This window comes from Erythrobacter ramosus, from assembly GCF_009828055.1.
Lineage (GTDB): Bacteria > Pseudomonadota > Alphaproteobacteria > Sphingomonadales > Sphingomonadaceae > Erythrobacter > Erythrobacter ramosus.
The window spans coordinates 219,019-233,033 of the sequence record NZ_WTYB01000003.1 but is presented as its reverse complement, the minus strand read 5'-3'; the positions used below and the strand labels follow the sequence as shown (position 1 = coordinate 233,033).

Annotated in this window: 14 protein-coding genes; 2 read left to right on the top strand and 12 right to left on the bottom strand. The window is 66.0% G+C overall.

Translation table 11 applies throughout. From position 1 onward, the window contains the following. Positions 1 to 7 precede the first annotated feature (7 nt). From mraY to GRI59_RS13755, 12 genes are all read right to left on the bottom strand, one after another. Positions 8 to 1,078, bottom strand: a complete 1,071-nt coding sequence (mraY, locus tag GRI59_RS13810; RefSeq protein ID WP_160761827.1) for a phospho-N-acetylmuramoyl-pentapeptide-transferase — start codon at positions 1,076 to 1,078, stop codon at positions 8 to 10. A 22-nt stretch (positions 1,079 to 1,100) separates the two neighbouring features. Beyond that, entirely contained in the window at positions 1,101 to 2,591 is a 1,491-nt protein-coding gene (locus GRI59_RS13805) for a UDP-N-acetylmuramoyl-tripeptide--D-alanyl-D-alanine ligase (RefSeq protein WP_160761826.1), read from the bottom strand. After that, positions 2,591 to 4,060 (bottom strand): UDP-N-acetylmuramoyl-L-alanyl-D-glutamate--2,6-diaminopimelate ligase, encoded by a 1,470-nt coding sequence (locus GRI59_RS13800; protein ID WP_160761825.1) that lies wholly within the window; start codon positions 4,058 to 4,060, stop codon positions 2,591 to 2,593. Before GRI59_RS13800 ends, GRI59_RS13805 begins: the two co-directional genes overlap by 1 nt. Next, positions 4,057 to 5,796 carry a peptidoglycan D,D-transpeptidase FtsI family protein gene (locus GRI59_RS13795; protein ID WP_160761824.1) on the bottom strand — a complete coding sequence of 580 codons (1,740 nt, stop codon included), beginning with the start codon at positions 5,794 to 5,796 and terminating at the stop codon, positions 4,057 to 4,059. Before GRI59_RS13795 ends, GRI59_RS13800 begins: the two co-directional genes overlap by 4 nt. Further along, positions 5,793 to 6,350: a hypothetical protein gene (locus tag GRI59_RS13790; RefSeq protein ID WP_160761823.1), complete on the bottom strand. Its 558-nt coding sequence runs from the start codon at positions 6,348 to 6,350 to the stop codon at positions 5,793 to 5,795. Before GRI59_RS13790 ends, GRI59_RS13795 begins: the two co-directional genes overlap by 4 nt. Beyond that, positions 6,347 to 7,291 carry a 16S rRNA (cytosine(1402)-N(4))-methyltransferase RsmH gene (gene rsmH, locus GRI59_RS13785; protein ID WP_160761822.1) on the bottom strand — a complete coding sequence of 315 codons (945 nt, stop codon included), beginning with the start codon at positions 7,289 to 7,291 and terminating at the stop codon, positions 6,347 to 6,349. Before rsmH ends, GRI59_RS13790 begins: the two co-directional genes overlap by 4 nt. Beyond that, positions 7,288 to 7,785 (bottom strand): division/cell wall cluster transcriptional repressor MraZ, encoded by a 498-nt coding sequence (locus GRI59_RS13780; protein ID WP_160761821.1) that lies wholly within the window; start codon positions 7,783 to 7,785, stop codon positions 7,288 to 7,290. The genes rsmH and GRI59_RS13780 overlap by 4 nt, the downstream gene beginning before the upstream one ends. Before the next feature lie 388 nt (positions 7,786 to 8,173). Further along, positions 8,174 to 8,980, bottom strand: coding sequence for a motility-associated ABC transporter substrate-binding family protein (locus GRI59_RS13775; RefSeq protein ID WP_160761820.1), 807 nt, complete (start codon positions 8,978 to 8,980; stop codon positions 8,174 to 8,176). Further along, positions 8,961 to 9,380, bottom strand: coding sequence for a hypothetical protein (locus GRI59_RS13770; RefSeq protein ID WP_160761819.1), 420 nt, complete (start codon positions 9,378 to 9,380; stop codon positions 8,961 to 8,963). The genes GRI59_RS13775 and GRI59_RS13770 overlap by 20 nt, the downstream gene beginning before the upstream one ends. Further along, positions 9,377 to 10,417 (bottom strand): cysteine synthase A, encoded by a 1,041-nt coding sequence (locus GRI59_RS13765; protein ID WP_160761818.1) that lies wholly within the window; start codon positions 10,415 to 10,417, stop codon positions 9,377 to 9,379. Before GRI59_RS13765 ends, GRI59_RS13770 begins: the two co-directional genes overlap by 4 nt. Positions 10,418 to 10,501: 84 nt before the next feature. Further along, positions 10,502 to 10,873: a DUF1905 domain-containing protein gene (locus tag GRI59_RS13760; RefSeq protein ID WP_337190281.1), complete on the bottom strand. Its 372-nt coding sequence runs from the start codon at positions 10,871 to 10,873 to the stop codon at positions 10,502 to 10,504. A 25-nt stretch (positions 10,874 to 10,898) separates the two neighbouring features. After that, positions 10,899 to 11,216 carry a 2Fe-2S iron-sulfur cluster-binding protein gene (locus tag GRI59_RS13755; RefSeq protein ID WP_160761816.1) on the bottom strand — a complete coding sequence of 106 codons (318 nt, stop codon included), beginning with the start codon at positions 11,214 to 11,216 and terminating at the stop codon, positions 10,899 to 10,901. A 106-nt stretch (positions 11,217 to 11,322) separates the two neighbouring features. On the opposite strand from GRI59_RS13755, the gene GRI59_RS13750 reads away from it, so the two are divergent. Together GRI59_RS13750 and GRI59_RS13745 are read left to right on the top strand one after the other, a co-directional pair. Further along, complete coding sequence (locus tag GRI59_RS13750) at positions 11,323 to 11,940, top strand: DNA glycosylase family protein (protein WP_160761815.1); 618 nt, start codon at positions 11,323 to 11,325, stop codon at positions 11,938 to 11,940. Between the two features lie 61 nt (positions 11,941 to 12,001). After that, the gene (locus GRI59_RS13745) at positions 12,002 to 13,954 is read left to right on the top strand and encodes a S9 family peptidase (RefSeq protein WP_160761814.1); all 1,953 of its coding nucleotides are present in this window, start codon (positions 12,002 to 12,004) and stop codon (positions 13,952 to 13,954) included. Positions 13,955 to 14,015: the final 61 nt, after the last annotated feature.

The window sequence follows — 14,015 nt, the reverse complement described above, 5'->3', positions numbered from 1 at the left end:
CGGCGCCCTACCGCAGCTTCAGCGTCGAAAGGCCGATCAGCGCCAACACGATGGCGATGATCCAGAACCGGATCACGACCTTGCTCTCGCTCCAGCCCAATTGCTCGAAATGGTGGTGGATCGGGGCCATCTTGAACACCCGCCGTCCGGTGCGCTTGAACCAGAACACCTGCACAATCACGCTGACGGCTTCGAGCACGAACAGCCCGCCGACAATCGCCAGCACGACCTCATGGTGCGAAGCGACCGCAATCGCGCCCAGCGCACCGCCCAGTGCCAGTGAACCGGTATCGCCCATGAACACCGCTGCAGGGGGCGCATTGAACCACAGGAAGGCGAGCCCCGCCCCCATGATCGCCGCGCAGAAGATCGCCAGCTCGCCCGCACCCGGCACGTGCGGGATGCCGAGATAGGTGGAGAAATCCGCGCGCCCCACCAGATAGGCGATGATCGCAAAGGTGCCGCTGGCAATGATCACCGGCATGATCGCGAGGCCATCCAGCCCATCAGTCAGGTTCACCGCATTGCCCGCGCCCACGATGACAAAGGCCGCGAACACGTAATAGGCCGGCCCCAGCGGAATGCTCACCCCGGTCAGGAACGGCAGGTAGAGGTTGGTGTTGATCTGGCTGACGATCAGCCAACTCGCCAACCCTGCTACCACAAACTCACCCAGCAGGCGCACCCGCGCCGGAACGCCTGCGTGGCTGTTCTTGGATACCTTGTCGTAATCATCAAGGAAGCCGATGATCCCGAAGCCGATGGTGACCGCCAAGCAGGCCCACACGAACGGGCTCGACAGGTCCATCCACAGCAACAGCGCCGCTGTCAGCGAGGTGAGGATCATCAAGCCCCCCATTGTCGGCGTCCCGCGCTTGGCGAGGTGCGATTGTGGGCCGTCTTCGCGGATCGGTTGGCCTTTGCCCTGCCGCACGCGCAGCAGGTTGATGAAACGCGGCCCGATGATCAGGCCGATCACCAGCGCTGTCATCAGCGTCGCGCCCGCACGAAAGCTCTGGTAACGAACCAGATTGAGGATGCCCTCGAAGCCAAGCCACTCGGCAAGCAGATATAGCATTCAGTCGTCCCTTGGCTCGGCCTCAGCCTCCGGTTGCGCCTGGTGCACGGGCAGTCTCGGTAAGATGCGACACCAGTCTTCCAAGACCAACCGAATTGGACCCCTTGACCAGCACCGCATCGCCTTGCGCAAGACCGAATTGCCCGAGCGCAGCGATAGCCTCGGCAGGCCCTTCGCAATGGGCGAAGGTGACGCTGTTGCCAAGCATTGCGGCGGTGGCTTTCCCCAACTCGTCTGCAAGGGCGCGCATCTCGTCGCCAACCAGGATCACGTGGGAGACGCCAGCCTCGACAATCGGCTCGGCCAGCTGGCGGTGGAAGCGGTCGGCAAAGTCGCCGAGCTCCTTCATGCTGCCGAGCACCGCGATCCGGCGGGTGGCAGGCGTTTGGCTGAGCGCCTTGAGGGTCGCGCGCATGGAAGCGGGGTTGGCGTTGTAGCTTTCGTCGATCAGCAGCGCCGTGCCGCCGCGCGCCGCGATGGTGTGGCGTGCGCCCCGACCCTTCAGACCGCCCATCTCGGCCAGCGCCAGACCCGCGCTCGCGAGATCGCCGCCAGCGGCGCGCACGGCGGCCATGACGCCCAGCGAATTGACGATCCAATGCTCGCCCGGTTCGGCGATTGTGTAGCAAATGCGCCGGTCGCCCAGATCAGCGGTGACGAGCGAGCCGCCACCCGCCGCCGGGATCGCGTCGAGCAGGCGGACATCGGCAGTCTTGGCGCGCCCGAAGGTGACGACAAGGGCACCGCAAGCCTTGGCATGGCCGATCATGCGATCAGCAAATTCGCTATCCGCCGGAATGATCGCCACACCGCCGGGGACGAGGCCCGTGAAGATCTGCGCTTTCTCGTCCGCGATAGCCTCAAGGCTACCGAGGTTTTCGATATGCGCGGGCGCGATGGTGGTGATCAGCGCGACGTGGGGGCGGGCATGGGCGGAGAGCGGGGCGATTTCGCCCTGGTGGTTCATGCCCATCTCAAACACGCCGAACTTGGCCCGCGCGGGCATTCGCGCAAGGCTGAGCGGAACGCCAACATGGTTGTTGTATGAGCGCACCGACCGATGCGCCGCGCCGCGGCTGGCGCGGTCGAGGCATGCGAAGATCGCTTCCTTCACGCCGGTCTTGCCGACCGATCCGGTGATCCCGATCCGCACCGCCTCAATCGCGCGGTCGCGCGCAGCGTGGGCGAGCGCGTGAAGCGCGGCGGTGGTATCCTTGACGATTACGTGAGGAACATCGACCGGACGGTCGACAATCGCAGCAACCGCGCCCTTGGCGAAGGCCGCCTCGATAAAGCGGTGGCCGTCCATGGCATCGCCTTTCAAGGCCACGAACAGATCGCCCGGCTTCACATCGCGGGAGTCCATCTCGACGCCTGCGGCCTGAAAGTCATGGCTGGCAATGCCGCCGGTGGCCGCTTCGATTTCGGCCGCGCTCCACAGGGCAAGCGGCAGCGTGTCGCGGGCCGTAACCGGCCATTGATGCAGCATCGGGTGAGCGATGGGCATGTTCATCAGCACTGCCCTCCAGCACATTCACGCGCAACCTCGACATCGTCGAAAGCTTCGATCCGCATTGTTTCTCCAGACCCGAATATTTGACCCTGCTCGTGGCCTTTGCCGGCGATGAGCACAATGTCGTTTGCCCCGGCTTCCCCAACTGCGACTGCGATGGCGGCGCGGCGGTCACCCACTTCGCGGGTGTTGGGCCCGGCCCCGGCCATGATCGCGGCACGGATGGCGGCCGGGTCTTCGCTGCGGGGGTTGTCGTCAGTGACAATGGCAATGTCAGCGGCGCGCGCGGCGACTTCGCCCATCTGGGGACGCTTGCCCGCATCGCGGTCTCCGCCCGCGCCGTAAACCACGATCAGCTTGCCGCCCTCCGCCACATGCGGGCGCAGCGCCGCGATGGCCGCTTCGAGGGCATCGGGCGTGTGGGCATAGTCGACATAGACAGGAGCACCCGCCTGATTGAGCGCCGCCCGCTCCAACCGCCCGCGCACCGGCTGGAGCCGGGTCAGCGCTTCGAACACGGTCGAAGGCGCAACCCCGGTCGCCATGGCAAGGCCGGCTGAAACCAGTGCATTGGCCGCCTGATAGGCGCCGATCAGCGGTAGGTTGACCTTCCGCGTATCGCCTTCATATTCGATGTGAAGAACCTGCCCCAACTGTCCGGGTTCACGCGAAACAAGCCGCAGGAAGGTGCCGCCCTCGCCCACGCTCAAGACCTTGAGCCCGCGCGCCTCGGCCTCGGCAATCGCCTTGGCGGTCCATTCCGACCCGTCGCCTGCGTCATGGATCACCGCCGGGCTGCCGGGTGCGACAACTTCGGTGAACAGCCGCATCTTGGCCGCGAAATAGGCATCCATCGTGCCATGGTAGTCGAGGTGATCGCGGCTGAAATTGGTGAAGGCGCTCGCGGAGACCATCAGCCCCTCGTTGCGATATTGCGACAGGCCGTGGCTCGACGCCTCGTACGCAACATGGGTCACGCCTTCACGCGCCAAACCGCTCATATTGGAGAGAAAGGTGACGATGTCAGGGGTGGTCAGCCCGGTCGAAACAGAACCGTCAGGCGTGGTCACGCCCAGCGTGCCAATGCTCGCCGCACGCTCGCCCGCCATGCGCCAGATCTGGCGGGTCATCTCGACGCAGGAGGTCTTGCCGTTGGTGCCGGTCACAGCGACAAGCGTGGCAGGCACCGGAGAGAAAAAGCCCGCAGCAAGGCGCGCAAAGGCGCGTCGTGGGTTGACGTCGGCAAGGTGCAACGCACCTTCGACGCGAGCTTCCGGGCGGGCGACGACAGCAATCGCGCCCGCAGCGATGGCAGGGCGGATGAAGTCCTCGCCATTGACACTTGCGCCTTCGAAAGCGCCAAACACGGTTCCGGGGGCAACCTTACGGTGATCGATGGCAAAGCCGGTGACACTCTGGTCGCCGCCGCCTGCCAGACCCGCCTTTGCCAGAAGCTCACCCAGCTTCATTCGCCCTTATCCACCAGATAGCGCAGATCTGAGATATCGACGTCGCGATTCTCATCCGGTTGCACGCCCAGCATCGGGCCGATACGCGGCACCAGCCGCCCGACAATCGGCGCCGAGGTGAAGGCGGCGGTGCGCTGGAAGCTGCTGGCGATGGTGCCCTTTGGCTCGTCGACCACCACCACCACCACGTAACGCGGCGCGTCCATCGGGAAGGCGGCAGCGAAGGACGAGACGAGCTTGGTCTTGTTGTACCCCCCGACCCCGGCCTTTTCAGCCGAACCCGTTTTGCCGCCCACCCGATATCCGGGCGCATCGGCGTTCCGGCCGGTGCCATAGAGCGAGATCATACGCAGCAGCTGGCGCATCCGCGAAGAGGTCGATTCCTTGAACACCCGGCGCCCGCGCGGAACCTTCGTGGGATCGAGCTTCATCAGCGTCGACGGACGCCAGATCCCACCATTGACCATGGCAGCATAGGCGGTGGCGAGGTGCAGCGGCGTGACCGACAACCCATGCCCAAAGCCCACGGTCATGTTGGTGACGCGGCTCCAGTTGCCCTTCGGCCACAGCGGCCTGCCCTTGCCGGGAAGTTCGATGAAAGGGCGGCGGTCCATGCCCAGATCCATCATCGCGCGGCGCAGACGTTCCGGGCCGAGTTCGTCGGCCACGCGCGCGGTGACGGTATTGGAGGAATGCACCAGCGCCTGCGGCACGTTCATGCTCGCCCCCATGGCGTGCGAATCTTTGATCGTGCGGCTGCCCACCGGCACCGGCGCAGCGTTCCACTGGCGGCCGAGATCGCGCACCACGCCCGCATCAATTGCGGCAGCTACGGTCAGCGGTTTGAAAGTCGAACCGAGTTCGTAAACGCCATTGGTGGCGCGGTTGAAGACATTGGTCGCCCCGGCAGCGCCCGCAGTGTTGGGATCGAATTCCGGGAGCGAGGCCATCGCCATCACTTCGCCCGTATCGACATCCAGCACGATGCCCGCCGCGCCAAGCGCGTTGGTCGCCAGCATCCCGCGGCGCAGTTCGTCCTCCAGCGCGCCCTGCGCCCGGACATCGATGGACAGCGCGACGGGTTCCATGCGGCTGTCGGGGTGGCTGAGATGCTTCTGCAGCACCTCTTCCATGCCGATCTTGCCGCCTTCGTCCTCGACCACATAGCCCAGGACGTGCGCTGCCAGCGTGCCTTGCGGATAGTAGCGATCGGTCTCGCGCGGGATTTCCAGCGCGGTTTCGCCGAGGCCGAAGACGCGGTTGGCTTCTTCGGGGAGGATGCGGCGGCGCAGGTAGCCCGCCCTGCCAGAAGCGAGGCGGCGGGCCATGCGAGCTTCGTCGATATCCGGGAAGATCGCCTTCAGTTCACGCGCGATCTCGGCAGGGGAGCGCACCAGGGGGCTTCCGCTATCCTTCATCGCCTCGGGATTGAGCCGCAGCGCATAGGCCGGGAAGGCACGCGCCAACGGGGCACCGTTGCGGTCGGTGATCTCACCGCGCGACGGCAGCAGCGCATCTTCTAGGCTAGTGCGCTGCGGCGCCTGACCAGCCAGCCCGAGTGAGGCGATCCGCAGCAGCGCGATCAGGGCAATCAGGGCAAAGCCGCCTAGCAGCCACAGCACCCGCACCCGCGCGGTCCACAGCAATTGCGCGCGCAGGCCCATGCTGGGCAAGCGGCCGGCGGGAATGACAGGGGTGGCGACGCGTGCGGCCAGCGGAGCCGCCAGCGTGTTCATTCGCCTGCACCTGCAACAGCGACCTTCGTGGAGGACTTCGGCGTTTCAGCACGCGCGGGGCGGATCGGCGAGGCTTCGATCAGGAAGTCACCAAACGCCTCGGCAAACACTGCGCCCGCGTCCTTCTCGCTCGATGCCGACGCCAGCGTCACCTTCGCACCCGAAACCGGCGAGCGCATCGGCGCGTCGCTGGCGGCCTCGGCCACATCGGCGCTGTCCGCGCGGGCTAGCCGGATCTGTGCCGGTTGATCCGGGCCGAGCGTCTCGCCAAGGCTTGCGAGCTGGCGCTCGGCCTCAAGGAACTGCCCGGCGCGCGGTGCAGAATAGCCGAATTCGACCGTGTTCCATTCAGCAAGCTGGCGCTGGCTGGCGCGGGTCTCGAACTCGGTTTCCAGAAGCAGCGTCTCGCGTTCGAGCGCGATCAGCTGGCGTTCGGCGAGCAGCACTTCGCTTTTCACCGCGTGAACCTTGAAACTGAGCACCACCACCAACGCAAAGCAGACCGCCAGCACGGCGACCCAACCAAGCGAACGGGCCTGAGAGCGGTTCATCATGCGGCTTGGCTCCTGGGCGGTGCGCCGGTGCGGGTGGCATGGCGCAAGGTGGATGAACGGGCGCGCGGGTTGCGGGCAATTTCGGCCTCGGACGGACGAATAGCTTTGGACACCGCCACAAAGGTAGGCGGGGGACCGGGGATTTCCCCAGGCAGATGGCGCGAAACCGAGCGGCCCGCGCCACTGGCGGTGCGCAGGAACTGCTTGGTAATCCGGTCTTCGAGGCTGTGGAAGCTCACCACCGCGAGCACACCGCCTTCGGCCAGCAGGGCCTCGGCCGCAGCGAGCCCGGCTTCGAGTTCGCCCAGTTCGTCGTTCACATGGATGCGCACGGCTTGGAATGTGCGGGTCGCCGGGTCTTTCTTGTCGTGGGGCTTGTAGCCCAGCGCGCGGCGCACAACGCGCGCCAGCTCGCCCGTGTTCGCCAGCGGACGCGCGGCGACGATGGCGCGGGCCACCCGGCGCGACTGACGTTCCTCGCCGTAGTGGTAGAGGACGTTGGCGATAGCTTCCTCGTCGGCGTTGTTGAGGAAATCGGCAGCGCTTTCCCCGTCCTGGCTCATGCGCATGTCGAGCGGGCCGTCATGCATGAAGGCAAAGCCGCGATCGCCCTGGTCGAGCTGCATCGAGGATACGCCGATATCCATCACCACCGCGTCAACCTGCGTCACGCCAATCGCGGCGAGTTCGGCGCGCATCGCGGAAAAGCGCGCGGGGTGGAGCGCCAAGCGGCCGTCGAAACGGGCGACGAGCGCTTGGCCCGCGTCAATCGCGTCGGGATCGCGGTCGAAGGCGTGGACGCTGGCGCCAGCTTCCAGCAGCGCGGTGGTGTACCCGCCCGCGCCGAAGGTCGCATCGACAATGGTCATGCCGGGACGCGGGGCCAGCGCGGCGACCACTTCGTCGAGCAGAACGGGGATGTGCGGAGCGGGCTGGGTCATTCCGCAGCCCCCTTCTTGGCGGCGACCATCAGCTTGGCACAGGCGGCCTGCGCACCCTTCCATTCGGGGCCCATGCCCATCAACTGATCCGGCGCCCAGACGAAGAAGAAATCGCCCGCCGCGTGGAAATAGGCCCCATCGACGATCTTGCCGAGATCGCGCAGGTGTTCCGGCATGATGAAGCGGCCGGAATCGTCGAAGGACAGCTGCTCGAACCCGAACAGCTGGGCGGCGCGGACATCGCGGTCAAAGCTGTCGTCGTTGCGGCGGATGGCAGCGTCTTCCTCGCGGTCGAGCTTGGCGTGGAGCTGGTCGATCCGGGAAAGGCCGAAGCCGATCAGGCAATCGAACTTGTCATGGACGGTCAGGCACAGGGTGCGGCTGCCGCCGGAGCTTTCCTTGACCGCTTTGCGGAAGGCTGGCGGAAGGACAAAACGGCCCTTCTCGCCCGAAGGCGAGTAAGCTTGGCCATTATATCCTCCAAATGCAGACACGTGCCTGCCGCCCCCTCTTACCCGTTGCGGCCCACCCCCGAAGGGCGCTCCGCGTCATGACGAGATATGCCCTCCCCATCCCGGCCGCGCGCATGCGCAGCCGGTGCGCCGACCCCACCAGTCGGACGCGATGCAAACAGGCATATCTGATGGACCCCGGTAATATCGGGGAAGATGTGGGTTTGGAAGGGTAATTTCCGGGAAAGAGCGGGAAAAGTTGATATCTACATGATTATATTGATATTTTTGGTTTTCCTTGGGGCCGTTTCCGGGGCCTGATTCACCCCAAAAACCCCGCCGAACGCGCCGAAATCACACAGTTTCCCGCAGAATCCCCCGCCCGGCCCGACTCCGAGTCCCGCTATTCCCGCATTTTCCCGCGCCCTGATCATTGCAGGGCCCCCGCGATCACTGCGCGCATGGTCGCTCCGCCCTCGCCAGCGAGCTCCTGATGCTCGAACAGCGCGGCATCGGCGATCAGCGTGACCTCACCCTTGCCCACCCGGCAACGCGCCGCCGCGCCGTTGGCGAGAAGGGTGCAGTCCGCCGCCTTGGGATCAGTGATGGCGACCGCGCCGGACAGCGCCAGCGGCAGCGCGGTTTCGCCAAGGCGAGCGGTCGTGACGGACCCGGCCTGATCTTCGTCAAAGCTGACCGCCAGCCCCCAACGCGCGACCACGGGCGGGATCAGCGCAGTATCGACCGGACGTCGCGGGTCGCCCAGTGGCAGATCGTATTCGCCCGTCAGCGCCGGATCGAGCACCAGCAGCAAGCGGCCACCAGCGCGCACCCAGCGATCCAGCGCCACATTATCCGACGCCGAAAGACCGCGCGGCTGGATGATCGCAATCCGGCGCAATCCGGAAAGGGGGTCAAGGTCAGGCTGATCCGCGGCGAGCGCGGGAATGGGGGACAGCGTGTCGAGCGGCTCCAAGGCATAACTGCGCGCCAAAGCGGTACGCTGCCATGGCACCTGCCCCTGCCCTTGCGCGATGGCGGCCAGATCGGCGCCAAGCGGCCAATAAAGCGGCAGGCTGCTCATCAGCCCCATGCGTATGGCGGGAGGATCGACCACCTCAGCGCTGGTGCTGGTTCCGGTCTCGGTATCCGTCGCAGCCGGAGAGGCGCTGCACGCGCTCAACCCCAGCAACACCGCGCTCAAAGCGGCGCGGATGCTATTGCTCAGGGGCGACATTGCCCGAAGCGGCAGGCGGCAGCGCGGGCATGGGCGAAGCGCTGGGCTCGGCGGCAATATCGGGCACCACGCCCGCATCGGCGAGCGGATTGGCCTGCGCAGGCACCGGGTTGGGCTCGGTGGTGGGAGCCGCTTCCGGCACGGCGAGGTCCTCGTTTAGCTCCGCCTGCCCGCCGATGATGCTCGCCAGCCCAACCAGCAGCACCATCGCGCCGATCCCGAACATGCCGACCTGCAAGCGCTGCACCGCCTCGGCGCGGGCCTGGCCTGCGGTGGAGATATCCTCCGGCTCGGGCTCGCCTACGGTCCGCGACGAGGTGACCATGCGCCGGACGCCCGGGCCGAACAGGCTGCGCTGGTTCATCCGCCGCAACCGCTCGATCAGCGAGGGGCGGCTCATGCGCTCACCGCCTCGGCCGACGCACTATTGCGGGCGAGCCAGTCGAACACCGGCAGGCCCTTCGCGGCCAGCCATTCGGCATTGTAGAGCGTCGAGAGGTAGCGGAAGCCCGTGTCGCACAGGATCGTGGCGACCTGCGGGTTGGGGCGACCTTCGGCGACCAACTCGCGGCCCAGCGCAACCGCACCTGCGACATTGATGCCGGACGACAGGCCAAGGCACAGGCCTTCTTCCTTCAGCAAGCGTTCGACCCAGACGAGACCTTCTTCGTCGCTGATGCGGTATTGCGTGTCGATCGGTGCGCCTTCGAGGTTGGCGGTGATGCGCCCCTGCCCGATCCCTTCGGCGACCGAGCTGCCTTCGGCACGCAATTCGCCGTGGGCGTAGTAGTTGTAGAGCGCCGCGCCGTGCGGATCGGTGAGCGCGATGCGGATGTTCTCGTCAAACGCCTTGAGGCCGAGGCCCACGCCCGCAATCGTCCCGCCGGTGCCCGCTGCGCAGGTGAAACCATCGACGCGGCCGCCCAGTTGCTCCCAGATTTCAGGCGCGGTGCCTTCAATGTGGGCGCGGCGGTTGGCGATGTTGTCGAACTGGTTGGCCCACACCGCGCCCGGCGTTTCCTCGGCCAAGCGGCGCGAGGTGTGGACGAAGTGGCCTGCGTCCGCGAACTTGGTGGGCGGCACCAGGACTAGCTCCGCACCCAAGGCCCGCAACGTGTCCATCTTCTCCTTAGACTGGTTGTCAGGCATGACGATGATCGTCTTGTAACCCTTGGCATTGGCGACCAGCGCCACACCGATGCCGGTATTGCCCGCCGTGCCTTCGACCACCGTGCCGCCGGGGAGCAGCTCGCCCCGCGCCTCGGCATCACGGATGATCCACAGCGCCGCGCGGTCTTTCACCGAGGAGCCGGGGTTGGCGAATTCGCACTTGCCGTAGATGTCGCAGCCAGCCGCCGCACTGGGGCCGGCGAGGCGGACGATGGGGGTATTGCCGATAAGCGCGAGCGTGTCGCCGAAGGGGCGGGTAATGTTCATGGCACCAAGTTAGGCGCTCGGAGCGCTGGGGGCAATGTCGAAGAGGCAAAGTCCCTCCCCGTTCCGTCGGAATGGGGAGCGACGTTATGATGCGAGCGCCAGCCGCGCTTCGACTTCTGTGCCCTCGACGATCTTCTCGGCCTTGCGCACCGCAGCCTTCAGCGGGAGCAGCCAACCACCCGCCTGTTTGGAGGGAAACAGCGACGTGCGCCACGTGGTGTTGCCGATGGTCGCCTCGACATAGACCGAGCCCCAGGCGGCGGCGTTGGTCGCAGCGGCGCGGATCGCCTGCGCAGTCTCACCATCGATGGTCAGGAAATACCACGAACCTTTGGCAGGCGCGCCGTCGCTGCCCTGCCAAAGCCACACAGGACCGCGCACATCCCACTGGCCCACAGAGCCCGTGGGAGCATGGCCCAACTCGTCGCGCAGGAACCGGGCGAGGTCAGCGTCCACCAGCCCGGCCCTGTGCGCTACGCTATCAGTCTTCCGGAGCGATCGTGACGTGCAGACCATCAAGATCGGCGGTCAGCGGGATCTGGCACGACAGGCGCGAGGTCGGGGCGCGGTGATCGGAGGATTCGAGCAGGTCGTCCTCGTCTTCGCTCATCTTCGGCAGCTTGTCGGCGAAGGCCGGATCGACATGAATGTGGCAGGTCGCGCAGGAACAGCACCCGCCGCAAAGTGCCAGCAGTTCGTCAAAGCCATTGTCGCGGATCGCTTCCATCACGGTCAGCCCGTCATCGACGGAAATCTCGCTGGTGGCGCCTTCGCGGTTGGTGACGACCAGTCTGGGCATGGATCGAAGTTCCTTTTCGGCTATTGGGCGCAAGGATGTGCGCTGTGAGGGTGCTCGCGGGCTGCTATGATAGTCTGGCGCGCAAGGCAAGTTAAGGAAAGTGGCAGTGGGGCTAACGGCGAAAAAATTGCGCGATGATCTGGACGCGCTGGCTTTGCGAGAGCCGCAACTGGCTTCGGCGCTGGCGCGGGTCGGCTATCCCGAAGCGCGTGTCCGCGAGCCTGGATTTGCGACAATGCTGCGCACGATCATCGGCCAGCAGGTCTCGGTCGCGTCGGCTGCATCGGTCTGGAACAAGCTGGAGGCGGAACTGGGCGCGGACTTCACCCCGGCCTGCCTGCTGTCGCGCGATTTCGACGCGTTGCGCGCCTGCGGGCTGTCGCGCCAGAAACAGGGCTATGCCCGGAGCCTGTGCGAATTGGCGCAATCGGGCGAGCTCGATCTGCACAACCTGCCCGTCGATGACGAGGAGGCGATTGCGCTGCTGACCCGGATCAAGGGGATCGGGCGCTGGTCGGCGGAAATCTACCTGCTGTTCGCCGAGGGCCGCCCCGATATCTGGCCCGCAGGCGATCTGGCGGTGCAGGAGGGCGTGAAGCGCCTGCTCGATCTGGAAGAGCGCCCCGGCGAAAACGTCACCCGCAAGCTGGCCGAGCGGTGGTCGCCCCAGCGCGGCAGCATGGCGATCTTCACCTGGCATTTCTACGCCAACCCGGCGCTGTAACGCGGCAAGGCCGCTTGAAGCTGCCCGCATGGTGTCTTAACTGCGCAATACAGGAGAGACCATGACCGACACTGCCACCCTCATCCCGCGCAACGCCCTGTTCGGCAATCCGACCCGCGCCGCCGGACAGATCAGCCCCGATGGCCAATGGCTGAGCTGGCTCGCGCCCAAGGACGGCGTGCTCAACATCTGGCTCGCCCCGGCGAGCGACCCGCAGGCCGCGCGCGCCGTCACTCAGGCCGTCGAACGCCCGATCCGCCAGTATTTCTGGTCGCCCGACGCCAGCGCCGTGATGTATATTCAGGACAAGGGCGGGGACGAGAATTACCTGCTTTACCGCGTCGATGTGACCACCGGCGCCGAGACCACGCTCACCCCGTTCGAAAACACCCGCGTCCAACTGGTCGGCGCGTCGACCACGCGGACGGACAAGCTGCTGCTCGGCCTCAACAACCGCGATCCGCAGTGGCACGATATTCACCTGCTCGACCTCACGACCGGCGAATTGACGTTGGTGCTGGAAAACAACGCCTATGCCGGGTTCGAAGCGGATGACACGCTGACCCTGCGCATGGCGATGCAGCAGAACGAGGCAGGCGGGACGGATTACTTCCGCGTGGTGGACAACGTGGTCGAGCCCGAACCGTTCGAAACCTCGGCGATGGAGGATGCGCTCACCACGTCGCCTGCGGGCTATACCAGCGACGGGGCGACGCTCTACTGGATCGACAGCCGCGGGCGGAACACTGCGGCGCTGTTTGCGCAGGACACCGCGACGGGCGAGCGCCGCCTGATCGCCGAGGACGACCGCGCCGATATCGTCAGCACACTGCGCCATCCGATCACCGGCGTGGTGGAGGCCTATGCCGTCAATTACCTGACCCGCAGCTGGATCGCGATTGATCCTGCCATCGCCGCTGCGCTGGCGTGGCTGAGCGAGCGGATGGAAGGCGAATTCAGCGTGCAGAGCCGCACCGATGATGACAGCGTCTGGATCATCGCCAATGACCCGCTGACCAAGCCGGTGCGCACCTTCATCTTCGACCGCGTAACCCAGACGCTGATCCCGTTCTACGTCTCACGCCCCGAGTTGGAGGGAGCGCCGCTCCAGCCGATGCACCCGGTCGAGATCGCCAGCCGCGATGGGCTGACGCTGCCGTGCTACCTCACCCTGCCGCCGGCGAGCGATCCGAACGGTGACGGCAAGCCCGCCGCGCCGGTGCCGATGGTGCTGCTGGTGCATGGCGGGCCGTGGGCGCGCGATGCCTATGGCTTCAACGGCGTGCACCAGCTGCTCGCCAATCGCGGTTACGGCGTGCTGAGCGTCAACTTCCGCGGCTCGACCGGATTCGGCAAGGCGTTCCTCAACGCGGCCAACAAGCAGTGGGGCCTGACCATGCATGACGACCTGATCGACGCGGTCGATTGGGCTGTCGCGAACGGCATTGCCGCGCGTGAGAAGGTCGCGATCATGGGCGGTTCCTACGGCGGGTATGCCACGCTGGCGGGCCTCACCTTCACGCCGGATGTCTTCACTTGCGGGGTCGATATCGTCGGCCCTTCGAACTTGGAAACCCTGCTCGAAACCATCCCGCCCTATTGGGCGCCGCTGGTGAAGACCTTCCACGAACGCATGGGCGATCCCCGCACCGAAGAGGGCCGCGCGCTGCTGAGGGCAGCAAGCCCGCTCTACAAGGCGGACAAGATCATCAAGCCGCTGCTGATCGCGCAAGGGGCGAATGATCCCCGCGTCAAGCAGTCCGAAAGCGACCAGATTGTGGGCGCGATGAAGGCGGCTGGCATCCCGGTCACCTATGTCCTCTACCCCGACGAAGGCCACGGCTTTGCCCGGCCTGAAAACAACATCGCCTTCTATGCCATTGCCGAGAATTTCCTCGCCGAATGCATGGGCGGGCGGGCCGAGCCGCTGGGCGATGCGCTGGCCCCGGCGAGCGCGCAGATCGTCGATGGGGCGGAGCACGTGAAGGGGCTGGAGGCCGCGCTCGGGGAATAGGGGCGGCAAGCGCCAATCTGCCTGCTGACAAGCGTGTCAGTTCGCTCTAGACGGCCCGCAA